We start from the raw sequence: 24554 nt of genomic DNA, 5'->3' as shown, positions 1-24554 counted from the left end.
GAGCCGAAGAGGTACAGCCAGTACGCGAACATGTTCAGACGCGGGAAGGCCACGTCCGGCGCGCCGATCTGCAGCGGCATGATCCAGTTCGCGAAACCGGCGAACAGCGGCGTCGCGAACATCAGCAGCATGACCGTGCCGTGCATCGTGAACGCCTGGTTGAACTGCTCGTTCGACACGATCTGCAGACCCGGCCGGGCCAGTTCGGCGCGCATCACCAGCGCCATCAGCCCGCCGATGAGGAAGAAGCCGAAGGCCGTCGACATGTACAGCGTGCCGATCGTCTTGTGGTCGGTGGTCGTCAGCCACTTGATCACCACATTGCCGGGCTGCCTCCGGTGTACGGGCAGCTCGTCCTCGTATGCGTCCTCCGGCTGCACATCGAGGCGAGGACCTGGCTCAGATGTCACACGAACTCCCGTACGTTCGGGTGCCTTCTGCTCGATTCACGGCGCGGCTGCACCGGCAGAAGACGCTCCCAAGGACATATACCGGAGCAATCTATAGGTAGGTGATGGAGAGGGCTGTTCCCGACATCCGCCATTTCAGTGACGCACAACCCCTACAGGGGGCAACCGGCCCATCTCGTGCACGTTACGAGTCCGGGACGGCGGGTACTCCTGAGCGGTCGGTACGCCCGGTGCCGGCCGCATGACGCGGGAGGTGGACGTGGACGCCTCGGTGGACCGGATCGCGCAGCCCTGGGGCGGTCGTACACCGTATGCACGGCACGGCGACTGGCCGGTGAGGGTGGACACATACCTGGCCGACGGGGTGGCGCCGGGCGAGGTCGAACGGTGGGTGCAGGCGGCGTCGATCCTGCACTCCGACGGCGACGCCATGGACATCGCGGTCAGGAACGGCCGCATGGTGGGCGTCCGCGGCCGGGCGGTCGACCGGGTCAACCGTGGCAGGCTGGGCCCCAAGGACCTGTTCGGCTGGCAGGCCAACGCCTCACCCGACCGGCTGACCCGGCCCCTGGTCCGACGGGACGGGCGACTCGTGGAGACCGACTGGCCGACCGCGATGGACCGGATCGTCTCCCGCTCCCGCGAGCTGCTGGACGAACGCGGTCCCGGCTCCATCGGCTTCTACACCTCGGGCCAGCTCTTCCTGGAGGAGTACTACACGCTCGCGGTCCTGGCCAGGGCCGGCATCGGCACGAACCACCTGGACGGCAACACCCGTCTGTGCACGGCCACCGCGGCCGAGGCGCTGAAGGAATCCTTCGGCTGCGACGGACAGCCCGGCAGCTACGACGACATCGACCAGGCCGATGTGATCGCGCTGTTCGGCCACAACCTCGCGGAGACACAGCCGGTGCAGTGGATGCGTATCCTCGACCGCCTGGAAGGCGCCGAACCACCGCGTCTGGTCTGCGTCGACCCGAGGCCCACCCAGGTGGCCCGCAGGGCAACGGTTCATCTCGCCCCGCGCAGCGGCACGAATGTGGCGCTGCTCAACGCGCTGCTGCACGAGACGATCCGTCACGATCGGATGGACCACGCCTACATCGCGGCCCACGCCGTCGGCTTCGAGGAGCTGGCAGCGCGCGTCGAGAGCTGCACCGCCGAGTGGGCGGGCGACATCTGCGACGTACCGGCACAGCTGATCGTCGAGGCGGCGGAAGTCCTCGGCAGCGCCGACCGGTTGCTCTCCACCGTGCTCCAGGGCGTCTACCAGTCCCATCAGGCCACGGCCGCCGCTGTTCAGATCAACAACCTGCACCTGATCCGGGGCATGCTCGGACGGCCGGGTGCCGGTGTGCTGCAGATGAACGGGCAGCCCACCGCCCAGAACACCCGGGAGTGCGGCGCCAACGGTGATCTGCCCGGCTTCCGGAACTGGCAGAACGACGAGCACGTGGCCGACCTCGCGCAGGTGTGGAACGTCGAACCCGCGACGATTCCCCACTACGCACCGTCCACCCATGCCATGCAGATGTTCCGATACGCCGAGCAGGGCTCGATCCGCATGCTCTGGATCAGCGGCACCAACCCGGCCGTCTCCCTGCCCGAGCTGTCCCGCATCCGCTCGATCCTCTCCGGCGAACGGCTGTTCGTCGTCGTCCAGGACCTGTTCCTCACCGAGACCGCGCAACTGGCCGATGTGGTCCTGCCCGCGGCGACCTGGGGCGAGAAGACGGGCACCTTCACCAACGCGGACCGCACGGTGCACCTCTGTGACAAGGCAGTCGAGCCCCCGGGGGAGGCCAGGCCGGACCTGGACATCTTCCTCGACTACGCCGCCCGCATGGACTTCCGCGACAAGGACGGCGGTCCCCTGGTCTCCTGGCGCGACCCGGAGTCCGCGTTCGAGGCGTGGAAGCGCTGTAGCGCCGGCCGTCCCTGCGACTACACCGGGCTGACGTACGGCCGGCTGCGCGGCGGCAGCGGCATCCAATGGCCCTGCGGCGACCAGGCACCGGACGGGACGCCCCGCCTCTACACGAAGGGCATCACCTGGGCCCGTCCCGATGTGTGCGAGAGCTACGGCAAGGACTTGGCGACAGGCGCGTCGGTGGACGCAGTCGAGTACCGCTCGCTCAACCCCGAGGGCAAGGCGATGCTCAAGGCCGCCGAGTTCCTACCGGCGCACGAGGCGCCGAGTCGGGAGTACCCGTTCCAGTTGACGACGGGACGCACCCTGTACCACTTCCACACCCGTACGAAAACCGGCCGCGCACCGCAGCTGAACGCGGCCGCGCCCGATGTATGGGTGGAGATCTCAGCCGTCGACGCCGCGGCAGGGGACCTGGACGAAGGAGACCTCGTCGAGGTCACCTCGCCGCGCGGCGCCCTGCGCGGGCGGCTGCGCATCACCGATCTGAGGCGGGGAGTGCTGTTCGTACCGTTCCACTACGGCTACTGGGACACACCCGCAGGTCTCGGCCCCGACATCGGGACATCGGGCCGCGCGGCGAACGAGGCGACGATCACCGACTGGGACCCTGCCTCCAAGCAGCCGCTGTTCAAGACCGCCGCTGCGGCGCTCACCCTCGTGGCGAAGGGCGACGGCCGGCCCTCCCCGGCGCCCACGACCACCGCATCCGGTCCCGGCCGCGGCAACGACGGCGTCCGGGCGACGGAGGGCGGCCCGGATGCCCTCGTCACCCAGACCACGGATCACGCCCCCGGCCCGCGGGACGTCCTGCCCGGTCCGCAAGGCGGTACGGCGTGAACGGAATTGTTCTCACCCTGCGCCTGCTCCACCTCGGTGAGCGGCAGCTCGCCGAGGAACTGCTCACCGTGGCCGACCGCCACCCCGTCGAGCACGAGGTCCACCATGTGGCCAAGGATCTGGCCGCATGGTCCCGCGAGCACACAGAGAGGCTGACCAGGGCGGCTCGTGACCATGACATCGACCTCGGCCGTGACCTGGACAGCTCGTCGGTGCCGCTCGCGCCGGAACTGCTGACCATGCTGCGGGACAAGACGGTGCCGCAGGCCGTCCCGGACCGGGCCGAGCCGGGGCTGCTGCTCCTGCGCGACCTGCGTGACCTGCATCTGGACGCGTCCGCGAACTCGCTCCACTGGGAGATGCTCGCGCAGGTGGCGCAGGCCTCGAAGGACACCGGGCTCCTCGCGCTCGCCTCCGCGTGCCATCCGCGGACCCTCCGTCAGATGCGCTGGACCAACACCATGATCAAAAACATCGCGCCCCAGCTCCTGACGAGCCTGTGATGTCCGCCCGCCCGACTCGCGCCGAAAGGCCGGTGGTGCTGGTCACCGGGGCGTCCTCGGGGATCGGCGCGGCCGTGGCAGCCCGGTTCGCGGCAGACGCGGGCTGGCAGTTGCTGTTGCACGGGCGCGACGAGGAGCGCCTGAGCCAGGTGGCGGCACGCACGGGCGGAACGATCCTCGACGCCGATCTGACCGACCCTGCCAGCGCCGACCAACTCGCACGTGCGGCGGTGGAGGCGGCCGGGGGAGTGGATGTCCTGGTGGCGGCCGCGGGCATCGGCTGGGCGGGGCGCTTCGTCTCGATACCGCTGTCGGCGATCGACGAGGTGCTCGCCGTCGACCTGGCGTCCGTGGTGCGCCTGGTGCGTCTGCTCCTCCCGCAGATGATCGAGCGGAGAAGGGGCCGTGTCGTACTGATGGGCTCCATCGCGGGAGCGGTGGGAGTCGAGGACGAAGCGGTGTACTCGGCGGCCAAGGCGGCGCTGGGCGTGTTCGCCGACAGCCTCCGGTACGAACTGCGGGGGAGCGGCGTCGAGATCTGCCTCGTCCTCCCGGGCGTCGTCGACACGCCGTTCTTCGTGCGGCGCGGAACGCCCTGCCGCGACACCAACCTGAAGCCCGTACCGGCGGAGCAGGTGGCGGAAGCGATCTGGCGCGCGGTCGTGCGGCGCAACCGCTCTGAGCTCTTCATCCCCGGGTGGCTGCGCCTGCCGGCCCGCATCCACGGCGTGGCGCCCGCCGTGTTCCGCCGCCTGGCCGAGCGTTTCGGCTGAGAGGGCCCGGCCGGGCGTCCGGGCCGCCCGGTGCCGATGCCAGGACGTCAGGCGGCCGGGGGCGCACCGGCAGCAAGGTCGGCGACGAAGCGTGCCGCGTCGTCCTGGAGAACAGACATGCCGCGAGCGATCCTGCCGTCCCGGACCGGACCGGGAGGCAGCAGCGTGTCGACCGCCGACAGCAGTTCGTCGAGGCTGCGGGCGCACGTCGTCAGACCATCCGCCGCCATCGCCCGCACGCCCGCGGCCCCGTGCCCCGCCAGAGCCCGGTAGCCGATGACGGGAAGCCCCGCGGCGAGGGCCTGAACCGCGGTCTGGCCTGCCGCGTTGTCGATCAGCAGCCGTGCGGAGGCCATCAGTTGCGGCAGATCCTCCACCCAGCCCAGGGCGACCACGCCCGGCACACGGGCGGCCTGCCGCCGCAGGCGTTCGTCGCGTCCGCACAGCAGCACCGGACGGCAGCCGTGGCCGGCCAACGCCGCCGCGGTCCGCGTCAGTCCGGACCCGACGCCCCACGCGCCGGAGCAGATCAGCACAGCGGGGCGCTCGCCCGCCCAGTGCCACGTCCCCGGGCCGGCCGGCCGGAGGAACGCGGGTGGCACGACGGGGCCCGGGACGGCGACCCGGCACCCGGTCGCCGAGCGGACCGCCTGCGCGGCGCTCTCGGTCACGCACAGGTACAGGTCGTTGGCCGGGTGGAGCCAGCCGCGGTGCACTGCGAAGTCCGTGACGAAGACCGCGCTGGGGACGGCGAGGGTGCCGCGCTCGCGCATCCGGCCGGTCAGCTGACCGGCGAGGTGAAAGGTGCAGACGACAGCGTCCGGCCGCCACCGGTCCACCAGCGCGCGGAGCCGGCCTTCGGCCAGTGCGGCCGGAACGGACACGCCTGGACGCCGCCGCCGGCCCGGCGGAGCGTGCGTTCCCGCCCTCGGCGCGAGAAAGACGGCGTGGACGGTCGCGTAGACACCGGGAACGCGGCGTACGGACAAGCGGTAGGACGCACGCAGCGCCGTGCCGGTGCCCCCCGGGAGAAGCGACAACACGTCGTGCACCAGCACCTCGTGCCCCGCGGCGGTGAGCCGGCGCGCCAGTTCACCCGCGACAGCGTCGTGCCCCGCGCCCATGCCGGCGCTGAGCACCATGAAGCGCCGGCCCATGGGCACCTCCTCGGCGCCTGTGCGCCAAACGGGATCCCGTTCGACCATGGTGCCCCGGGCGAAGCCTGCTGACGGCCCGTGCCCCGACGACCGGGACCGATCGGGTGAATCGGCTGCCGCCGCGTCCACCGCCGGGGCCGGCGGGTCCATGAGCCGACAGGCTGGGCCTGCTCGGTCCGCGACCACTCGGAGGTTGGCATGTCCGTTGTGCCTCGCCCACCCGCGCCGTCCCGCACAGGCAGGGGCGGGCGGACCGGACGGCGAACACACAGGCAGGACGTGCCCCGGTGACGGCACTGTCCATTTGTCTGGCGCTGCTCGCGGCGATCGGCAACGCGGGAGCCTCCGTACTGCAGAGGCGGGCGGCGGCGGACATCGGTCCGGGGCGTCCGCAGGGCCGGTCGTCCGCGGCGGGAGCACTGCTGCGTCAACGCGTATGGATCTGGGGCGCGGCGCTGCTGGGGCTGTCCGGGATCTGCCAGGCGCTGGCACTGGCGACGGGGCCGCTCGCCGTGGTGCAGCCGGTGATGAGCTCGGAGCTGCTGTTCACCCTCGTCCTCGGAGGCGTCGTCTTCCGACGGCGTCCGGACCGGCGGACCCAGCTGGCGTTCGCCGCCATGGCCGTCGGTCTGGCAGGCTTCCTGGCGCTGGCCGCCCCGACCGGCGGTCGCAGTACGGCGCCCGCTGCCCAGTGGCTGTGGACCGGGGTCTGTGTCGCCGTCACGGTCGGTCTGCTGATGGCCGTGTCGCCACGGCTGCCGTCCGCGCCGCGCGCCGCGGTAGTGGGCACGGCGACGGCGATCGGATTCGCCCTCACCGCCGCGCTGATGAAGGATGCGCTGGGCCGGCTGCCGGACGGTGTCGGTGCGCTGCTGTCGACGTGGCAGCCGTACGCGGCGGTGATTCTCGGGCTGGGGAGCTTCGTGCTGCTGCAGGTGGCGCTGCGGGCGGGTTCGCTGGCGGCCTCGCAGCCCGCGCTCACGCTGGGGGACGCGCTGCTGAGCGTGGTCCTCGGAGTCGTGCTGTTCGAGGAACACGTACACCTGGGCGTCCGGGCCGTGTTCGAAGTGGTCGCGCTCGGCCTGCTGTTCTGGGGATGCCTGCAACTGGCCAGATCTCCGCTCCTGACGGAAGGCGGAGAGGACGGAGCACAGAAGTGGTGACGACTGCCGAGCACGCCGCGCCCCGCGCGGTCGCCGCGCTGGGCGTGGCGCTCGTGGTGGCCGGAGCGCACATCGGCCCCGCCGTGACCTGGCTGCCCGGTGTGCGCGGCGCGCTCAGCCCGGCGCTCGACGGACGGGGCGACCCCGACAGGGTGGCGCTCACTTTCGACGACGGCCCCGACCCCCGCAGCACTCCGTACTTCCTGCGGGCACTGGACGAACTCCGCGTACGGGCAACGTTCTTCGTGCTGGGGAGCCGGCTCGCGCGGTGCCCCGGCCTGGGACGTCGGATCGTGGCCGAAGGCCATGAACTGGCCGTCCACGGCTGGCACCACGAAAGGCCGTGGCGTCCCCGGCCGCTGCGGGACGCACGGGAGCTGGCCGCGACGGCCGCACTCGTCACGGAGATCTCCGGCACGCGTCCCCTCTGGTACCGGCCCGCCTACGGAATCCTCACCGGCGGGCGGTGGGCCGCGGCCCGCGTCACCGGTCTGCGCCCGGTGCTGTGGACCTCATGGGGACGGGACTGGACGGCCTCGGCCACCCCCGAGAGTGTGCGCACCGAGGTGATGAAGACGCTGCGCGGCGGGGCGACGGTGCTGCTGCACGACTCGGATGCCCTGAGCGCGGCCGGATCATGGCGATCCGGACTGGGGGCACTGCCCGGTGTGGTCGCCGAGTGCCGGGCGCGCGGTCTGGTCGTCGGACGGCTCGACGAGCACGGCGTGCCGCGGCGCTGACCGCGTTCCGGCCCTGACGGGTTCAGCCCTCGCCGCCGGTGCCGACCGCGGGAGCCGCAGGGTCTTCGGCCTGCGGCCGTGGCCACAGCACAGCCTGCGCGACGATGACGCGCTCCCCGTCGAAGGTGACAGCCGGCCCGCCGTGCAGCTGATATCCGAGAGCGAGCACGTCACTCACCCGCCGGCAGAACGCCGCGTCGTCGGGACCGGTCAGGACTCGGTAGACGGGCATGCCGTCCGGGGGCGTCGTCATGGGCACCAAGATCCCATGCGGGCGTGGCAGGACATCCCCGCCCGTCGAGCCGAGGCGTGCTTTCTGTCCGTTTGCATGCCCGGATCTGTTTACATCGCCGTGTGCCGGGCGTAGCATCCAAGAAAACAACAGGCTCGGTCACTGAAACGGATGTAAAACCACATGTTCGCAGCGGAGCGCCAGCAGGAGATCATGCGCCTGGCCCGCGACAGCGGTCGGGTGGATGTGCTGTCCCTCGCCGAGGAGTTCCAGGTCACCGCGGAAACCGTGCGGCGCGATCTCAAGGTCCTCGACCGGGCAGGACTGGTGCGGCGTGTCCACGGCGGCGCCATCCCGGTCGGTCATCTCGACTTCGAGCCCGACCTCGCCGAGCGCGACGCGGTCGCCGCCGACGAGAAGGAGCGCATCGCGCGCGCCGCGCTCGCCGAGCTTCCGGCCGACGGCAGCGTGATCCTGGACGCCGGGACGACATCGGCGAGGCTCGCCGCCGGCCTTCCGGTGGAATCGCCGCTCACGGTCGTCACCCACGCCCTGCCCGTGGCGGCCCGCCTCGCGGACCACCCGGGCATCGCCCTCCATCTGGTCGGGGGCCGGGTGCGGCACCGCACCCGCGCCGCCGTCGACGCCTGGGCGCTGCGCGCGTACAGCGAGATCAAGGCCGACGTGGCCTTCATCGCCACCAACGGGTTCTGCGTCGAGGGAGGCCTGACCACTCCGGATCTGGCCGAGGCCGCCGTCAAGCGGGCCGCCATGCAAGCTGCCCGCAGGATCGTGCTGCTGGCCGACTCCGCCAAGTTCGGACAGCAGCACTTCGCACGATTCGGAGACCTTGCGGACGTGGACCTGCTGATCACCGACACCGGGCTCAGCCCGGACGACGCCCGCACGATCGAGCGGCAGGGAACGGAGGTCGTGCGCGCATGATCCTCACCATCACCCCGAACCCGAGCCTGGACCGCACCTACGAACTGCCGTCCCTGCACCGGGGAGCCGTGCTGCGCTCCGCGAACGACCGGGTGGATCCCGGCGGCAAGGGCGTCAACGTCTCACGTGCGGTCGCCGCCGCCGGTCACCGCACCGTCGCCGTCGTGCCCCTCGGTGGTCCGGAAGGCGCGCTGCTCGCCAGTCTGCTCGGCGACCACGGCATCGAGGCGGCCGGAGTCCCCATCGCCGGCTCCACCCGCGTCAACATCACGCTCGTCGAGCCCGACGGCACCCTGACCAAGGTGAACGCGGCAGGACCCTACATCGCCCCCGGGGAGGCCGAGGCCCTGCTGGAGACCGTGCGGACGCGGTCGGCCGAGATCGACTGGATCGCCTGCTGCGGCAGCCTGCCGCGCGGACTGCGCCCCGATTGGTACGCCGAGCTCGTGGCCCGTATCCACGGCGTCGGCGCCCGCGTCGCCCTCGATACCTCGGGGGCGGCCCTCACCGCCGCGCTGCGCGAGCAGCCGGACGTGGTCAAGCCCAACGCGGAGGAGCTCGCGGAAGCCGTCGGCCGCCCCCTCACCACCGTCGGCGATGCGGTCAAGGCAGCGGAAGAGCTGCGCGATCGGGGCGCCGGGGCGGTCCTCGCCAGCCTGGGGGCGGACGGCCAGCTGCTGGTCGACGCCACCGGCACCTGGTTCGGGCACGCGCCCGCCGCCGTCGTCCGCAGCAATGTCGGCGCCGGGGACGCCTCCCTGGCGGGCTTCCTCGCCGCCGGGGGCAGCGGCCCCACCGCGCTCGCGGCCGCAGTCGCCCACGGAACCGCTGCCGTACAGCTGCCGGGCAGCGTCATGCCGTCCCCGTGCGACCTGGACCTGGCGGCGGTCACGACGACCGCCTGTGTGCCCATGGACCGTGTCCTCGGGGAGCCGGTGCCATGACCCCCCACCCCCGCCCGCCGGGGCCGCAGGCTGTGGTCGTCCGCGACACCCGCCCGGCCCACCTGTCCGGTCCATCCGCTCGGACTGCCGTCGCCCGGAACGGCAGTGCACCGCCACGTCCCACCACCGCCTGTCGGGCGGTTCGCGAGCAAGGAGCCGCGTGATGAGTGAGTTGATCACCTCGGAACTGGTCGACGTCGACCTGTCCGCCGAGACCAAGCAAGCCGCCGCCCGCTCCCTCGCCGAGCGGATGGTCGCGGCCGGCCGTGTCACCGATCTCGACGGCTTCCTCGCCGACGTGGCAGCACGCGAGGCGCAGATGCCGACCGGTCTCGACGGCGGCATCGGCATTCCGCACTGCCGCAGCGAGCATGTCACCGCCCCCACCCTCGCTTTCGGCCGCAGCGGGCGTGGCATCGACTTCGGCGCCCCGGACGGGCCTGCCGACCTGATCTTCCTGATAGCCGCGCCGGCCGGTGCGGACGACGACCATCTGACGATCCTGTCCGCCTTGGCACGGCGTCTCATGGACCCCGAGTTCACGACCGCGCTCCGCGCCGAGCGCGACCCGGCCGCGGTCGCGGCCCGGATCCGTGGCGAGGAGACACCGGGTGAAGAGACACCGGCTCAGGCGACATCGGCTGAGGAGACGCCGGCTCAGGTAACGCCGGTTGAGGCGACGCCGGCTGAGGTGACACCGGTTGAGGAGGCGGAAGTCACTGCCCCGACCGCCGACCCGACGAGCGGCGCCCGCCCCTTCCGGATCGTGGCCGTCACGTCCTGTCCGACCGGCATCGCCCACACCTACATGGCCGCCGAGTCCCTGCAGAAGGCCGGCGAGACCGTGGGCGTGGAGGTCGTCGTCGAGACGCAGGGCTCCGCGGGCTTCACCCGCCTCGACCCCGCCGTGATCGCCGCCGCCGACGGCGTGATCCTCGCGCATGACGTGGAAGTGCGTGAGAAGGCCCGCTTCGGCGGCAAGCCGACCGTCGACGTCGGCGTCAAGGCCGCCATCAACCGGCCCACCGAACTCATCGCCGACGTCAAGGCCAAGGCCGAGCGCGGCGAGGTCGCCGCCCCGGCCGCCGTCACGGCGCCCATGGACGCCGGCGCCCCCGGAGACCACTTCGGCACGCGCCTGCGCAAGTGGCTCATGACCGGTGTGAGTTACATGGTTCCGTTCGTCGCCGCGGGCGGACTGCTCATCGCGCTCGCCTTCGCCATCGGCGGGTACGAGATCAACAGCGCCCCGTCGGTCGCCGAGCACTTCGTGTGGACCGAGGCGGCGAGCTGGGCCGCCCTGCTGTTCCAGATCGGCGGCGCCGCGTTCGGCTTCCTCGTCCCGGTCCTCGCCGGATACATCGCGTACGGCATGGTCGACAGGCCGGGCCTGGTGCCCGGCATCGTCGGCGGTGCCATCGCGGTGACCATCAACGCCGGCTTCCTCGGCGGCCTCGCCGCCGGCCTGATCGCGGGCGCGGTGGTGATGGCGATCCAGCGCGTCCATGTGCCGCCGGTGCTGCGCGGCATCATGCCCGTGGTCGTGATCCCCCTGATCTCCTCCGCGGTCGTCGGTTTCCTGATGTTCGTCGTCGTCGGCAAGCCGATCGCCGGCCTCCAGAAGGCCATGACCGACTGGCTGAGCGGCCTCTCCGGCGGCAACGCCGTCCTGCTCGGTGGCCTGCTGGGCCTCATGATGTGCTTCGACCTCGGCGGACCGGTGAACAAGGTGGCCTACGCCTTCGCGGTGGGCGGGCTCGCAGCCCCCGGCGACGGCAGCCTCAAGGTGATGGCCGCCGTGATGGCGGCAGGCATGGTCCCGCCGCTGGGCATGGCCCTCGCGACGACCCTGCGCGCGAAGCTGTTCACCAAGGCCGAGCGGGAGAACGGCAAGGCGGCGTGGGTTCTCGGCGCCTCCTTCATCAGCGAGGGCGCCATCCCGTTCGCCGCCGCCGACCCCTTGCGGGTGATCCCCTCCGCGATGGCCGGCGGAGCCGTGACCGGCGCCCTGTCGATGGCGTTCGACGCAACCCTGCGCGCTCCGCACGGCGGCATCTTCGTCGTCCCGCTGATCGGCTCGCCGCTGTACTACCTGCTCGCCATCGCGGCCGGCACCGTGGTCACGGCAGGGCTCGTGATCCTCCTCAAGAGCCGCCGCAAGCCCGTGGGGACGGCGGAGACGACCCCCGCCACTCCGGCGGTCCCGGACCCCAAGGTGCCCGTGGCCGCCGCCTGATCCCCCGGCCCGGGTCGCAAGGCCCGGGCCGGCACCGGCCGTACCCGACGTCCGTCCGCCGTACCCCACTTCCGTACCGCCCCCCTCCCGTACAGCACCCGGGGCCCAGCGCCGTGCCTCCACGCGCCCGGACGCGCATCCGACCGGGCCGCATCCCCAACCCCGTAACCCGCAGGAGTTCACCCCATGCATCAGCGCACCGTCGTCATCGGCTCCCGCTCCGGACTGCACGCCCGCCCCGCGTCGGTCTTCGTCCAGGCTGCCGCCCGTCAGCCCGTCAAGGTGACCGTCGCCCGTGACGGAGGCGCCCCGGTCGACGCCCGGAGCCTGCTGTCCGTGCTCGCCCTCGGAGCCCAGCACGGGGAGCCGCTGGTGCTGTCCGCCGAAGGCGAGGGCGCGGAGGCCGCCCTCGAGGAACTCGCCGCGCTCGTCGCCGCCGACCACGACGCAGAGGCGCAGCGGTGACCGGTACGAGCACCCCCACCGCGACCGCCCCCGCGACGGCGCAGGCCGCTGTGCTGCAGGGCATCGGGATCGGCGGCGGCAGCGCCGCGGGACCCGTCGCCCGTATGGCGCCCCCCGCCGCGATGCCGCCGCCGCGGACCCTGGAACCGGCCGAAAGGCCCGCGGAAACAGCGGCCGCCCGCGCCGCACTGGTCTGGGTCGCCGCCGACATGACCGAGCGCGCAGCCGCCACGACGGGCGACACGTCCGAAGTCCTCGCCGCCCAGGCGATGATGGCCGCCGACCCGGCCCTCGCGGACCGGGCAGCGGCCCTCGTCCTCGACGGCAGCGACGCGGCCCACGCCCTCGACGCGGCGTTCGGCGCCTTCCGCGACTCCCTCGAAGCGGCGGGCGGCTACTTCGCCGAACGCGTCGCCGACCTCGACGACCTCCGCGACCGCGCGGTGGCGCGCGTCCTGGGGCTGCCCATGCCGGGCCTCCCCGACCCGGGCCACCCCCACATCCTGGTCGCACAGGACCTCGCGCCGGCCGACACCGCCCTCCTCGACCCGGCGAACGTGTCGGCCCTTGTCACCGAGCGCGGCGGTCCCACCAGTCACACCGCCATCCTGGCGAAGATCCTCGGCCTGCCCGCAGTCGTCGGCTGCGCCGACGCCGCGCTGCTCACGGACGGCGTGCCGGTGCTCGTCGACGGCACGGCCGGCACGGTCGTGACCGACCCGGCACCGGAGGCCGTCGCGCAGGCGGCCGCGCGCGAGGAACAACGGCGGCGCGACGCGGCCCGGTTCAGCGGTCCGGGCCGCACGGCGGACGGCCATGCGGTGAAGCTGCTGGTCAACCTTGGAGCGCTGCACGAACTCCCCGCGGCCGCCGCGGCCGACAGCGAGGGCGTCGGGCTGTTCCGCACCGAGTTCCTCTACCTCGACCGGGACACGGCACCCACCGCCGAGGAGCAGACCGACGCCTACCGCGCCGTGTTCGCGGCCTTCGCGGGGCGCCGGGTCGTCGTCCGCACCCTCGACGCCGGAGCCGACAAGCCGCTGCCGTTCGTCACCGCCGCCGACGAGCAGAATCCCGCCCTCGGCGTGCGCGGTCTAAGGACGGCCCACCGCGATCCGCGCCTGCTCGAGACACAGCTGGGCGCCATCGCCGCCGCGGCGGAGAACAGCGGAGCCGAGGTGTGGGTCATGGCACCCATGATCTCGGTCCCGAGCGAGGCAGCCGCCTTTGCCGAACGGGTGCGAGCGCACGGGCTGCGCACCGCCGGCGCCATGGTGGAGGTACCGGCAGCGGCGCTGCGCGCGGACAGACTCGTACAGACGTGCGACTTCCTCAGCATAGGCACCAACGACCTGGCCCAGTACGCGTTCGCCGCCGACCGGACCCTCGGCAGCCTGGCCGAGTTCCTGGACCCCTGGCAGCCCGCGCTGCTCGAGCTGGTACGGACGGCCGCCCAGGCGGGCGCCGGACACGGCCGCCCCGTCGGGGTGTGCGGCGAAGCGGCGGCGGACCCGCTGCTCGCCCTGGTCCTCGTCGGACTGGGGGTCACCAGCCTCTCCGCCGCGCCGAGCTGCCTGGGCGACGTCCGGGCCTCGCTCGCGGGCCACAGTCTCGACGACTGCCGCCGGCTCGCCACGCTCGCGCTCGACTCCCCCGACGGGACGGCGGCTCGCGCGGCCGTGCGGGAGGCGTCGGCCGTGCGGGAAGGGCCGGCCGCGGCCTGAGCGTGGGCCATGCGACACGTACCGACCTGAGGCACGGCCGCGGGTGGCGTCACCGGTCCGGGTGCCGCCACCCGGGTGTGCCCCTCCCACCGACCGGCATCCGCCGGTCCGGCCGACGGCGCCCGAAGCAGCACACGGCCACCCCCGGTGGCAACATGGCGGCAGGGCCGTCGTTCGCGGGCCCGCGCCGGTGTGGGCAGGATCAACGGGAGGCGAGGATGGTGGGGCGTTGAATGCCGCTGACCGGCCGCGGGAGCTCGAGTTCCTGCGCGCCGTGTTCGACAGCATGGGTGCCGGACTGTATGTCACGGACTCCGTGGGGCGCGTCGTGGCGTCCAACCCCTGGGCGCAGCGGCTGTTGGGCCGCACCGAGCAGGAGACGCTCGGCCTCGATCTGCACGACCTCCTGCACCGCCGGGCCGACGGCACCCGGATTCCCCGGGAGGAGTGCTCGTTTCTGCCCGTCCTCGACAGTGGCTGTCCGGCGGAGGGCAGTGACGAGTTCTATCTGCGGTCCGACGGCACCGCCCTCCCGATCATCTGGGCCGCGACCCCTCTGCTGCGGCAGGGCGGTGTGGACGGTGCGGTGATCGTCTTCCACGACTACAGCCTGCACCGCGAGGCCGCCGAGCAGCGGACGACCCATTTGCTGGCTCTGGAGCGGCTCACCGAGCGGCTGACCATGGTCGCGGAGATCTCCGCGGTGCTCAGCTCCACCCTTGACATCCCCCAGATGCTGCAACGGCTGGTCCGCGTGCTGGTGCCGGAAGTGGCCGACTGGGCGGTGGCCGACCTGCGCGGCGAGGACCAGGCGGCGGACATGCGGCGGATGGCCGTATGGACCAGTGACGAGCAGGGCGGCGGGCAGGCCGTGCTCGGTCCGCTGCCGCCGCTCGCGCAGACCGCCCCCGGGTCCGCGCTGGCGCGGGCCATGCGCGGGGACCCGGCGCTGCGGCTGGACGCCGAGGATCTCGCAGAGGACGCGGACACGCCGCTGGCCCAGGCGCACCGGGAACTCTTCGACCTGCTCGGCGGGCACTCCGGCGCCGTGGTGCCCCTGAGCACCCGCCGGCAGGTGTTCGGCGTGCTCACCCTGGGCCGTACCGGCGACCATCCGCCCTTCACGGATGCCGAGATGCTCGTCCTGGCGGACGTCGGCCGCCGCACCGGCCTGGTGCTCGACAACGCCCGGCTGTTCGACCAGCAGCGGCATGTGGCGGAGACCATGCAGCGGCAACTGCTCACGCCGCTGCCGCAGGTCGACCACCTCCAGATGGCCGCCCGTTACCAGCCCGCGGAGAGCGCTGCCGAGATCGGCGGCGACTGGTACGACGCCTTCCTCCTCGCCGACGGAGTCACCACGATGGTCATCGGCGACGTCGTGGGCCACGATCTCAAGGCCGCCGCCCACATGGCCGAGGTCCGCAACATGCTCCGCGCCCTGGCATGGGACCGCCAGGAGCCCCCCAGCCTGATCATGCGCCGCCTGGACGAGGCCATGACCAACACCAGCGACGCGCCCATGGCCACCGCCGTCTTCGCCCGGGTGGAGGGGCCGGAGGGCGGGCCCTGGCAGCTGCACTGGGTCAACGCCGGGCACCCGCCCCCGCTGCTGGTCACGACCGACGGCCGGGCCCGCTTCCTCGAAGGGGGCCACGGCCCGCTGCTGGGCATGGACTCCGCCCTGCACCTCGGCCTGGACTGGCCGGACGCCCGCGAGGAACTCCCCGCCCGGTCCACCCTCCTGCTCTACACCGACGGCCTGGTCGAAAGCCGGACCCGCTCCCTCGACGAGGGCCTCGCCCTGCTGCGGCGTCACGCCGCCGAGCTCGCGGACCGGGAGGTGGAGGACTTCTGCGACGAACTGCTGCACCGCATCGGCCCGAGCGGTGACGACGTCGCCCTGCTCGCGCTGCGCATCCCCGCCTGGGGGGAGGGGAGGGACGACGTACCCGCGCCGCAGATCCACGCGCACAGTCCGGCCGCCGCCAACCGAGCGGCCCCCGGGTCCCGCGTGGAGAACAGTCCGGTCAGGGACACGACCCGACGGCCGGTGCCGCCCGTCGATCCGTCAGTCGTGCGGGACGACCGCGACCGGGCATGACGCGTGGTGGAGCGCCGCGTGCGCCACGGACCCGATACGGCCGCCGAGGGGGGACCGGTGTACCCGGCGGCCCACGACCAGCAGCCCGGCGCCGACAGCGGCCGACAGCAGCACCTGGCCGGCGCTGCCGAGCTCCACACGGGCGGTCACCCGCACCTGGGGGAACCGCTCCCGCCACGGCTCCAGGGCCTGCTCCAATGCCTTCCTCTCGAACGGCTCCAGCCCACTGAACTCGTCGGCGAGGTGCATCGAGCCCGGCCCGTAGGCGAACACCGGCGGTGGGCTCCAGGCCCGTACGGCCAGCAGGTCCTCCCCACCGGCGGCCGCGGCCGCGAAGGCGAACCGGAGCACCGAATCGCTCTCCTCCGGGCTGCCCTGCCGGCCCACCACCACCGGCCCCCGATCCGGCTCCGGATCGTCCTGCGGACGGGCCCGGACCGATACGACCGGCCGGGCCGCCGCGGCGATCACCTGCCGGCCGTAGGAGCCCAGCAGAAAACCGACGAGGGCGCCGTGTCCCCGCGAGCCGAGAACCAGCATCTCGGCGCCTGTCGCCACGGCGAGCAGCGCGGGCACCGGCGTGTCCGGCACCGCCTCAGCGCTCAGGGGGACCCGCGCGTACCGCTCCGCGACCCGCAGTTCGGCCTCCCGCAGCACGGCCTCCGCCGCACTCACCTGGTCCCGGCCGTCCTGCTCGAGGGGTCCGTCGACGGGCTGCCGGCGCCAGGCGTGCACCAGGTGGAGCGGCAGCTCCCGCCGTGCCGCCTCGCGTGCGGCCCAGTCGGCGGCGGCCAGGCTTTCCGGCGAACCGTCCACTCCGACAGCGATCGCGCGCGTCATGGGACTGCCTCCCTGTTCGTCAGCTGCCTCCATGGTGATCCGCCCGGACGGGTTCGGCGGCGTCGGCGGCGGACGTGTCGCAGAGGCGCCGGGCAGGGCGGATCCTTGAACCAGTACCGCCGACAGGTCGGGGAGAGTGCACCATGACGACGACGAGGGAGTGGAAGGTCGAACTGTTCCTCTCGGAGGAGGACGGGACGACGAAGGCCCGCGCCGTGCTGGACACGGGCAAGGCCACGTTCACGGGGTACGGCACGGCCCATTGCAGTCCGCAGGACGTCGACGTTCCCGAGATCGGCGACGAACTCGCCGCGAGCCGTGCCATGCACAGCCTCGCCCGGCAGCTGATGAGGACGGCCGACCGGGACCTCGAAGCGATGGGTGCCGGCGTGGGGAGCCCTCCCGAGCCCGGCTACGGATGGCCGTACACGGCGCCCTGAACCCGCGGCCCGCCTCTGAACCGCCCGCCCGGCCACCCCGGTCGGACGCCGGTCCCCGGCGCACGGCACGGGGTCGAGCGGTCCGGCGCGCGGCGTACCCGCATCCGGCGGACAGACCCCACCCGACGACCCCGGCAAGCACCCCGAGCGCCTCGAGGACTGACGATGCACGAGTGGATCTGGACGTACGAGGGATACGACCCCGCTCGTGAACGGCTGCGCGAAGCGTTGTGCACCCTCGGCAACGGCTACTTCTGCACGCGGGGAGCCGCCCCCGAGTGCACCGCCGACGAGACGCACTACCCGGGCACGTACGCGGCGGGCTGCTACAACCGCCTCACCTCGAGCGTGGCCGGCCGCCAGGTCGAGAACGAGGACATGGTCAACCTGCCCAACTGGCTTCCGCTGCGTTTCCGTATGCACACCGCCGACGGCGACGCACCCTGGTTCACCCCCGACAGCCCGGCGCTGCGCGAACACCGCCAGAGGCTGGACCTGCGCGCCGGAACCCTCGAGCGGAACCTGCGGTACGTGGCGGAGGACGGACGCGGCCTCACGGTGCGTCAGCTGCGGCTGGTGCACATGGCTGATCCGCATCTGGCCCTGCTGCGCACCCAGTTCACTGCAGAGGGATGGTCCGGGGACATCGATGTCGAAGCCGCGCTCGACGGTTCGGTCACCAACAGCGGTGTGTCGCGCTACCGGCAGCTCAACGGCAACCACCTCGTCCACGTCAACGCCGGTGACGGCGAGCCCGACACGGTGTGGCTGCGCTGCCGCACCACCACCTCCGACATCAGGATCGGTATGGCGGCCCGTACCGTCGCGCAGGGCGGGTCGGACGACGAACGCGCCCACACCGCCCACGAACCCCTGCGCTCCGTGCAGCTCCTGAGGCTGTCACTGTCCGCGGGCGCCACCCGCACCGTCGACAAGACGGTGGCCCTGCACACCTCCCACGACCCCGCGATCAGCGACCCGCTGCACGCGGCGGTCGACCGGGTCCGCCGGGCACCGGGTTTCGAGGCGCTCCTGGAGTCCCACCGGACGGCATGGCGGCAACTGTGGCGACGCGGTGAGCTTGACGTGCCGGGCGAGGCGGGGAGCATCCTGCGACTGCACCTGTTCCACGTCCTGCAGACACTGTCGCCGCACACCGCCGACCTCGACGTGGGTGTCCCCGCGCGCGGGCTCCACGGCGAGGCGTATCGCGGCCACATCTTCTGGGACGAGCTGTTCGTCCTGCCGTATCTGAACCTGCACTTTCCCGAGGTCTCCCGGGCGCTGCTCATGTACCGCTACCGCAGGCTGGAACCGGCCCGTCTGCTGGCCCGCGACGCCGGACACAGCGGGGCCATGTATCCGTGGCAGAGCGGCAGCGACGGCCGCGAGGAGACCCAGGAGCTGCACCTCAACCCTCGTTCGGGCCGCTGGCTGCCCGACCATTCACGGCTCCAGCACCATGTCGGCTCCGCCATCGCCTACAACGTGTGGCAGTACTGCGAGGGGAGCGGCGACGCGGAGTTCCTGCACACCAAGGGGGCGGAGATGCTGACGCAGATCGCGCGCTTCTGGGCCGGCTTCGCGACGTACGACGAGGAACTGGAGCGGTACCGCATCCGCGGCGTCGTCGGACCCGACGAGTACCACGACGCCTACCCGGACTCCGTGGAACCGGGCCTCGACGACAACGCGTACACCAACGTCACCGCGGCCTGGGTGCTCGCCCGCGCGCTCGAGGTGGTGCGCGAACTGCCCGAGCCGCGCCGCCGCGAGCTGTACGAGCGCACCAGCCTCGACCGCGGGGAACTCGCGCGCTGGGACGACGTCTCCCGACGGCTGTACGTGCCCTTCCATGCCGGGGTGATCAGCCAGTTCCACGGATACGGCGATCTGGCCGAGCTGGACTGGGACGGTCTGCGGGCCCGCCACGGCGACATCCGCCGCCTCGACCGGGTACTTGAGGCGGAGGACGACACCGTCAACCGCTACCAGGCGTCGAAACAGGCAGATGTGCTCATGCTCGGCTACCTCTTCTCGCCCACCGAACTCGGCGGCCTCTTCAAACGGCTGGGCTACGACCTCGACGACGACACCTGGCACCGGACCGTCGACTACTACCTGAAGCGCACCAGCCACGGCTCGACCCTGAGTGGACTGGTGCACGGCTGGGTGCTGGCCCGGGTGCGCCGCGAGGACGCGTGGACGTACTGCCGGGAAGCCCTGGAGGGCGACATCGCCGACCTGCAGGGCGGCACCACGGAGGAAGGCGTGCACCTCGGCGCCATGGCCGGCACGCTCGACCTGGTGCAACGGGGCCTCACGGGGATGGACACCCGCGGCGGGGCGCTCTGGTTCGACCCGGTGCCCTCGCCCGAGCTGTCCGAGTACGGCTTCTCCATCCGCTACCACGGAAACTGGGGCGTGCGGGTGCGGATGCGGCCCGGCGAGCTGCACATCGGCGTACCGGCGTCCCACGAATCACCGATCGAAGTGCGCCTCTCGGACCGGGCGGTGACGGTGGAACCCGGCGAGTCGCGCCTGCTGATGCTGCCCGAGGAGTGACGGCACGAGTGACGCGGGCACGCCGGCTGCCGGTCAGTTCGTCACGCCCTGCCCGCCCGTTCGTGGCGTCCTGCCGGTCGAGCTCGTGTCGTCCTGCTCGAAGGACAGCCGGTCCACGACCTTGACGACGCCGTCGACGCTCTCGCACAGGCGCACCACGACCGGCACCAGGCTCCTGCGTGCGAGCGTCCCGCTGAGCGTGACCCTGCCGTCGGTGACGTCGACGGACACGGACGCCGGTGACACGCCCAGAGTGCCGGCGAGCACGTCCTCGACGATCTCCTCCTGGATGGCGCGGTCCCGGCGCAGGAACAGCTGCAGCAGGTCGCTTCGGCTGATCACGCCGATGAGCCGCCCCTGGTCGTCGACCACCGGCAGCCGTTTGATGTGCCGGTCCTCCATCACCCTGGCCGCGTCGACGGCGCTCCATTGCGGCTGCGCCACCACGGCCGGGCTCGTCATGAGGTCGTCGGCCGTGTCGCCGCCGGACCCGGAGATCCGCCCGTGCAGAAGGTCGGCTTCCGAGACGACTCCGAGGGGGCGGTGCGCGTCGTCCACCACCGGCACGGCCGTGATGTCGTACTCGTCGAGGAGCCGGGCGATCTCCTTGAACGTGGTTCCCCGCTGGACGGTGACGGCCTCCGGTGTCATCAGGTCGGCCACACTGCGCTGTCTCATCGCCCGTCGGATCCCTTCACGGCGGCGCCTCCCGTTCTTGAAAGCCCTGGCGTCCTCTGCTTCGACCAGTCTCGCGCTTGCGGGCTCGCGTCGCTCAGCCGGACAGGGCGGCGATGGTCGCGTCCAGGTCTGCGGGGCGGGGTCGGTTGTGCGGCAGCTTGGCGAGCACACGGGCCATCCCGCACGTGTCGGTCAGCGCGGAGAACACCAGGCCGCTCGCCACACCGGCCGACAGCGTGCGTGCCGCCGGCCGACGCCGTCCGGCGACGAGCCCGGCCAGCACCAGGGCCCCCGCCGCGAACCTGACCTGGCGCTCCATCGCCCACACCGTGCGGGCTCCGGCCGGCCGGTGCACGTCGTGGCCGAGCTGGACCCAGGCGGCCGTGCCGCCGGTGAGCGTGGCGGCCGCCACGCCGTTCTTTGCGAGCGTCGCGCAGGCGTCGGCGGAGCGGGTGCCGGAGGCGCACACGACGAGGAGATCGCCCCGGTCGGCCGCGGCCTCCAGAGCGGGCAGCGCCGCATCGAGGTGGTCCAGAGGGATGTTGTGGGCGCCGGGCAGGTGACCGGAGGCGTACTCACCCGGGGTGCGTACGTCGATGACTGTCAGTTCGTGCAGCCGGGCCCTGGCCTGGGCGGGGGCGAGGGCGGTGTGGGTGGTCACGCGGCATGCTCCTTCTGTCTTCGGGTCCGGCCGGGCTTTCGGTGCGCGTGGCGCTCCTGGCGGGGGCGGGCTTCGCGACTACCGGGACCAGTCTGCAGCACTGCCCGTGAGACGCCGTGCGTGGTCCGGCCCTGGTCCGCCTCAAGGGCGCAGTACTGTCGTCGTGCGCCCCCGTGGCCCGCTGGCTACCGTGAACGTGCGCGGCGATCCGCGCGTCGCCGCAGCCGGCGGACCGACACGGGAAAGGTGCCCACCATGCCCGAACAACCGCAGACGGGACGTGGCGCCTCCGGTCCCGGGCACGCGAAGGGCGACGTCGGCCGCCGTGTGGCCGCCCGACGACAGCAGCTCGGGCTCTCCCGGGAGGACCTCGCGCTGCGGGCCGGTTCCGCGCCCGGATACATCGAGTACCTCGAGGAGAAGACCGCCACTCCCGGCATGGGCTTTCTGCTGCGGCTGGCGGACGCGCTGGAGACGACCGTCACCATGCTGACCGGGGGTAGCGCCGACCTGCCGCCCGGCATCGGCCGGGCAGGCGACCATCCGGAGCTGGTGGAGCTCGGACGTGACCAGTGCTGGGCCCTGCTGGGCACCCACGGTGTGGGCCGGATCGCCGTCACCACGGCGAAGGGCCCGGCGATCCTGCCGGTCAACTACCTCGTCACCCAGGGGGAGATCGCCTTCCGCACGTCGTCCGACGCCCTGCCGGCCGGTGCTGCCGGTGCCGAGATCGCCTTCGAGGTGGACCACATCGACGACGCGTTCAGCCAGGGGTGGAGCGTGCTGGCCGTCGGCAGAGCCCGTACGGTCACGGAGCCCGAGGGCGTCGCGAAGCTGGATCGTCAGGCGTACAGCGCGCCATGGGCCGGTGGGGACCGTGACCTTTGGATCGTGGTGGCGCCCGACCGTGTGACCGGGCGCCGGATCCTGGTGCGTGGGGCGCCGGGGCAGCTCGGCGGCCGCTGAGCCGCCCCGCCACGCCCGTATCCTGTCGGCAGCCCCGCACATTGATTGACGTTGTGTCAACTGCCGGTGGGCGGCAGAGGCAGGGTGGCCCAGACGGTCTTGCCGCTCGGAGGCGTCAGCCTCCAGGACCAGGAATCGCACAAGGTACTGATCAGGATGAGCCCGCGGCCGCCCACCGAGCAGGAGTCCGGCCGGCGACGGCACGGCGGGGCCGGGCTGGGGTCGGTGACCGCGCAGACCAGGTGGCGGGTGTAGCGGAACAGTCCGAGCCAGACCGGGTACTCGGCCGTGCGCGGTGGGACGGGCGGCAGGGCGTGCCGTACGGCGTTGGTCACGAGCTCGCTGACGATCAGTTCGACGTCCGCCGCCAGTGACGGCAGCGCCCACTGGTCCAGGGTGCGGACGGCGAACTTGCGCGCCTGGCCCGCGTTCTGCAGATGGCCGTCCAGCCCGCAGGCGGAGAAGCCACCGGGCACGACCGGCTCCTCCGAGGCGCCTTTGGGTACGGCGTCGCCGGGTGCGGAGTGGCGGAACGCCGGGAGCGGAGATTTCACGCCAGATGGGGCAGGCCGACTCCGACCTGCCCGCCCGGCGTCGGTGCTCGACAAGGCCGCCGTGTGAGTCGCCACTGGTCATGTCTCCCTGCAGGCTTCGCCGTTCGACAGCAGACGCAGGACGAGTATTGTCGAGACCACCCGAGGATGCAATTGCAGTTGGGATTGCACTGGCGGGAATTCGGGTGAACACGTCTGCGAACAAAAGGAGTTGATGTCAGTGGAGTTCGTCAACGGGATGCAGGCCAGTGCCCTGCATCCGGTGAAGTGGATCAAGAGCAGCCACAGCAACGCCACCGGGAACTGCGTGGAGACGGCCGCACTTCCCGACGGCCGGATCGCCGTACGCAACTCCCGTGATCCGCACGGTCCCGCGCTCGTCTGCACACGCGACGGGTTCGACGGGTTCGTGGCGGCCGTCCGGGAGGGGGACTTCGATCCGGTAATCGGCTGAAAATCGCCGTAGGGTGGGCGACTTCCCCATGGCCTGACCGCGGGAGTGCTGGATACTGTCGTCGTCCCTATTTCTCCGCAGGAGCGCCTGATGGCTGCAGCCGAACCGAGCCCGTCGTTGTTCGTCCGGCCGCTGGGCGCGGTCGAGAACAACCCGACCGCCCTGAAACTCATCCTCGGCGGCAAACTGCGTCAACTGCGGGTGAACGCAGGGCTCGACCCGGCGGACGTCGACGTCCGGCTCGGTTTTTCGCGTTCCAAGACCAGTCGCATCGAACTGGGCCGCCATGGATGCAAGCCGACCGACGCCGAAGCCCTGCTGGGTCTGTACGGGGTGAAGGCGGAGCAACAGGTCGCCGAATTCATGCGGCTGGTGAAGCAATCCCGTCAGTCGGACTGGTGGCGCTCCTTCAGCGATGTCCTCTCCGACTTCTTCGAGCCACTGGTCGCGCTCGAGGGCGCCGCGTCCACCATCCGTACGTACGAGCCGTTCTACGTCCCCGGGCTGCTGCAGACCCCCGCCTACGCGGAGGCGGTCGTCCGATCCGGACCCGGTCACCTTCTCATGCACGATGTCCGTCGCCGGGTCGACCTGCGCCAGGAGCGGCAGCGGCAGCTCGATACACCCGACGCGCCGCGCCTGTGGGCCGTGATCGACGAGTCCGTGCTGATGCGCACGGTCGGCGGGCGGCTGGTGATGCGCGAACAACTGGAGCATCTCGTCGCGATGATGCAGCGGCCGCGGGTGACCCTCCAGGTCGCCCCGCTGGAGGTGACCGCCTCCGTCGGCGTCGGTACGGGCGTGAGCTATCTGCGCTTCGCGCTGGGCGACCTGAAGGACGCGGTGTACATCGAGCACCTGACCGACAGCACCTTCACCCAGAAGCCCCAGGCGGTCGAGCAGTACCGGGACATGCTGGACCGGCTCGGTGCCTGCGCGCTCACGCCCCGCCAGTCGATGGAGCTGCTCGAAGAGCGCATCGCCGGCCTCTAGCGTGTCCCGGCCTCCAGCAGGTCCTGACGCCGGCAGGCCCCTGCTGCGGCGGCCCCCTTGGTCTTCAACGGCACGCTTGCCGGCCCGGCCACGCCCGACGCCCGGTGCGCCGCTTCTCGTGGGCGGCGCCCCGGGCGCAACCGGGGGGTGGGCCCGCGCGGCGCCCACGGGGTGGTGCGCAAGGCGGTGGTCCTCGGGACCTCCCTGTTCGCCCCCATTCTCGCCGCGGACGTCGGC

The 24554-nt window shown here is 72.3% G+C and carries 23 protein-coding genes; 16 read left to right on the top strand and 7 right to left on the bottom strand.

Annotated elements, in window-relative coordinates; genetic code table 11:
* Nucleotides 1-410, bottom strand: a 410-nt coding sequence (locus tag ABZ070_RS21110) for a cbb3-type cytochrome c oxidase subunit I (RefSeq protein WP_356636030.1), incomplete at its 3' end; no start/stop codon positions are given.
* A 259-nt stretch (nt 411-669) separates the two neighbouring features.
* Here ABZ070_RS21110 and ABZ070_RS21105 point away from each other — a divergent pair.
* The 3 genes from ABZ070_RS21105 to ABZ070_RS21095 are packed head-to-tail and all read left to right on the top strand — an operon-like array spanning nt 670 to nt 4456.
* Nucleotides 670-3180: a nitrate reductase gene (locus ABZ070_RS21105; protein WP_356636034.1), complete on the top strand. Its 2511-nt coding sequence runs from the start codon at nt 670-672 to the stop codon at nt 3178-3180.
* Nucleotides 3177-3683: a hypothetical protein gene (locus tag ABZ070_RS21100; RefSeq protein ID WP_356636028.1), complete on the top strand. Its 507-nt coding sequence runs from the start codon at nt 3177-3179 to the stop codon at nt 3681-3683. The genes ABZ070_RS21105 and ABZ070_RS21100 overlap by 4 nt, the downstream gene beginning before the upstream one ends.
* On the top strand, nt 3683-4456 hold the full coding sequence (locus ABZ070_RS21095; protein WP_356636026.1) for an SDR family NAD(P)-dependent oxidoreductase: 774 nt from the start codon (nt 3683-3685) through the stop codon (nt 4454-4456). Before ABZ070_RS21100 ends, ABZ070_RS21095 begins: the two co-directional genes overlap by 1 nt.
* Before the next feature lie 47 nt (nt 4457-4503).
* Here the strand turns inward: ABZ070_RS21095 and ABZ070_RS21090 are convergent, their stop codons facing one another.
* Entirely contained in the window at nt 4504-5613 is a 1110-nt protein-coding gene (locus ABZ070_RS21090; RefSeq protein ID WP_356636024.1) for a glycosyltransferase, read from the bottom strand.
* A 287-nt stretch (nt 5614-5900) separates the two neighbouring features.
* Between ABZ070_RS21090 and ABZ070_RS21085 the strand changes: the two genes are divergently transcribed.
* Together ABZ070_RS21085 and ABZ070_RS21080 are read left to right on the top strand one after the other, a co-directional pair.
* Nucleotides 5901-6776, top strand: coding sequence for a DMT family transporter (locus ABZ070_RS21085; protein ID WP_356636022.1), 876 nt, complete (start codon nt 5901-5903; stop codon nt 6774-6776).
* A complete protein-coding gene (locus ABZ070_RS21080) occupies nt 6773-7516 on the top strand; it encodes a polysaccharide deacetylase family protein (protein WP_356636032.1) in 744 nt (247 codons plus the stop codon). Before ABZ070_RS21085 ends, ABZ070_RS21080 begins: the two co-directional genes overlap by 4 nt.
* A 22-nt stretch (nt 7517-7538) precedes the next feature.
* Here the strand turns inward: ABZ070_RS21080 and ABZ070_RS21075 are convergent, their stop codons facing one another.
* Nucleotides 7539-7769, bottom strand: coding sequence for a DUF1737 domain-containing protein (locus ABZ070_RS21075; protein WP_356636020.1), 231 nt, complete (start codon nt 7767-7769; stop codon nt 7539-7541).
* Nucleotides 7770-7931: 162 nt separating this feature from the next.
* Here ABZ070_RS21075 and ABZ070_RS21070 point away from each other — a divergent pair, with 162 nt between their 5' ends.
* The 6 genes from ABZ070_RS21070 to ABZ070_RS21045 all read left to right on the top strand — a co-directional run bounded on the left by ABZ070_RS21070 (nt 7932) and on the right by ABZ070_RS21045 (nt 16166).
* The gene (locus tag ABZ070_RS21070) at nt 7932-8693 is read left to right on the top strand and encodes a DeoR/GlpR family DNA-binding transcription regulator (protein WP_356636018.1); all 762 of its coding nucleotides are present in this window, start codon (nt 7932-7934) and stop codon (nt 8691-8693) included.
* Entirely contained in the window at nt 8690-9637 is a 948-nt protein-coding gene (gene pfkB, locus ABZ070_RS21065) for a 1-phosphofructokinase (RefSeq protein ID WP_356636016.1), read from the top strand. The genes ABZ070_RS21070 and pfkB overlap by 4 nt, the downstream gene beginning before the upstream one ends.
* 163 nt (nt 9638-9800) lie before the next feature.
* Nucleotides 9801-11873, top strand: a complete 2073-nt coding sequence (locus ABZ070_RS21060) for a fructose-specific PTS transporter subunit EIIC (protein ID WP_356636014.1) — start codon at nt 9801-9803, stop codon at nt 11871-11873.
* 186 nt (nt 11874-12059) lie between these two features.
* Nucleotides 12060-12338, top strand: coding sequence for an HPr family phosphocarrier protein (locus ABZ070_RS21055; protein WP_356636012.1), 279 nt, complete (start codon nt 12060-12062; stop codon nt 12336-12338).
* The gene (gene ptsP / locus ABZ070_RS21050) at nt 12335-14062 is read left to right on the top strand and encodes a phosphoenolpyruvate--protein phosphotransferase (protein ID WP_356636010.1); all 1728 of its coding nucleotides are present in this window, start codon (nt 12335-12337) and stop codon (nt 14060-14062) included. The genes ABZ070_RS21055 and ptsP overlap by 4 nt, the downstream gene beginning before the upstream one ends.
* A 229-nt stretch (nt 14063-14291) precedes the next feature.
* Nucleotides 14292-16166 carry a SpoIIE family protein phosphatase gene (locus ABZ070_RS21045; protein WP_356636008.1) on the top strand — a complete coding sequence of 625 codons (1875 nt, stop codon included), beginning with the start codon at nt 14292-14294 and terminating at the stop codon, nt 16164-16166.
* On the opposite strand, the gene ABZ070_RS21040 is transcribed toward ABZ070_RS21045, so the two are convergent.
* Entirely contained in the window at nt 16134-17006 is an 873-nt protein-coding gene (locus ABZ070_RS21040; RefSeq protein ID WP_356636006.1) for a universal stress protein, read from the bottom strand. The two genes, ABZ070_RS21045 and ABZ070_RS21040, sit on opposite strands and share 33 nt — an antisense overlap.
* Before the next feature lie 143 nt (nt 17007-17149).
* Between ABZ070_RS21040 and ABZ070_RS21035 the strand changes: the two genes are divergently transcribed.
* A complete protein-coding gene (locus ABZ070_RS21035; RefSeq protein WP_356636004.1) occupies nt 17150-17446 on the top strand; it encodes a DUF1876 domain-containing protein in 297 nt (98 codons plus the stop codon).
* Nucleotides 17447-17611: 165 nt separating this feature from the next.
* On the top strand, nt 17612-20011 hold the full coding sequence (locus ABZ070_RS21030) for a glycosyl hydrolase family 65 protein (RefSeq protein WP_356636002.1): 2400 nt from the start codon (nt 17612-17614) through the stop codon (nt 20009-20011).
* 33 nt (nt 20012-20044) lie between these two features.
* On the opposite strand, the gene ABZ070_RS21025 is transcribed toward ABZ070_RS21030, so the two are convergent.
* Both ABZ070_RS21025 and ABZ070_RS21020 read right to left on the bottom strand, forming a co-directional pair.
* A complete protein-coding gene (locus ABZ070_RS21025; RefSeq protein ID WP_356636000.1) occupies nt 20045-20689 on the bottom strand; it encodes a CBS domain-containing protein in 645 nt (214 codons plus the stop codon).
* 94 nt (nt 20690-20783) lie between these two features.
* On the bottom strand, nt 20784-21350 hold the full coding sequence (locus ABZ070_RS21020; protein ID WP_356635998.1) for a rhodanese-like domain-containing protein: 567 nt from the start codon (nt 21348-21350) through the stop codon (nt 20784-20786).
* A gap of 255 nt (nt 21351-21605) precedes the next feature.
* Here ABZ070_RS21020 and ABZ070_RS21015 point away from each other — a divergent pair, with 255 nt between their 5' ends.
* Entirely contained in the window at nt 21606-22316 is a 711-nt protein-coding gene (locus tag ABZ070_RS21015) for a pyridoxamine 5'-phosphate oxidase family protein (protein WP_356635996.1), read from the top strand.
* Between the two features lie 56 nt (nt 22317-22372).
* On the opposite strand, the gene ABZ070_RS21010 is transcribed toward ABZ070_RS21015, so the two are convergent.
* Nucleotides 22373-22870: an ATP-binding protein gene (locus ABZ070_RS21010; protein ID WP_356635994.1), complete on the bottom strand. Its 498-nt coding sequence runs from the start codon at nt 22868-22870 to the stop codon at nt 22373-22375.
* Between the two features lie 214 nt (nt 22871-23084).
* On the opposite strand from ABZ070_RS21010, the gene ABZ070_RS21005 reads away from it, so the two are divergent.
* On the top strand, nt 23085-23324 hold the full coding sequence (locus ABZ070_RS21005; protein WP_356635992.1) for a DUF397 domain-containing protein: 240 nt from the start codon (nt 23085-23087) through the stop codon (nt 23322-23324).
* Between the two features lie 90 nt (nt 23325-23414).
* The gene (locus tag ABZ070_RS21000) at nt 23415-24317 is read left to right on the top strand and encodes a helix-turn-helix transcriptional regulator (protein ID WP_356635990.1); all 903 of its coding nucleotides are present in this window, start codon (nt 23415-23417) and stop codon (nt 24315-24317) included.
* Nucleotides 24318-24554 lie beyond the last annotated feature (237 nt).

The sequence above is a fragment of the Streptomyces sp. NPDC006283 genome, from assembly GCF_040613325.1.
Lineage (GTDB): Bacteria > Actinomycetota > Actinomycetes > Streptomycetales > Streptomycetaceae > Streptomyces.
The sequence above is the reverse complement of the archived record's forward strand: the minus strand, read 5'-3'. Positions and strand labels throughout refer to the sequence as shown.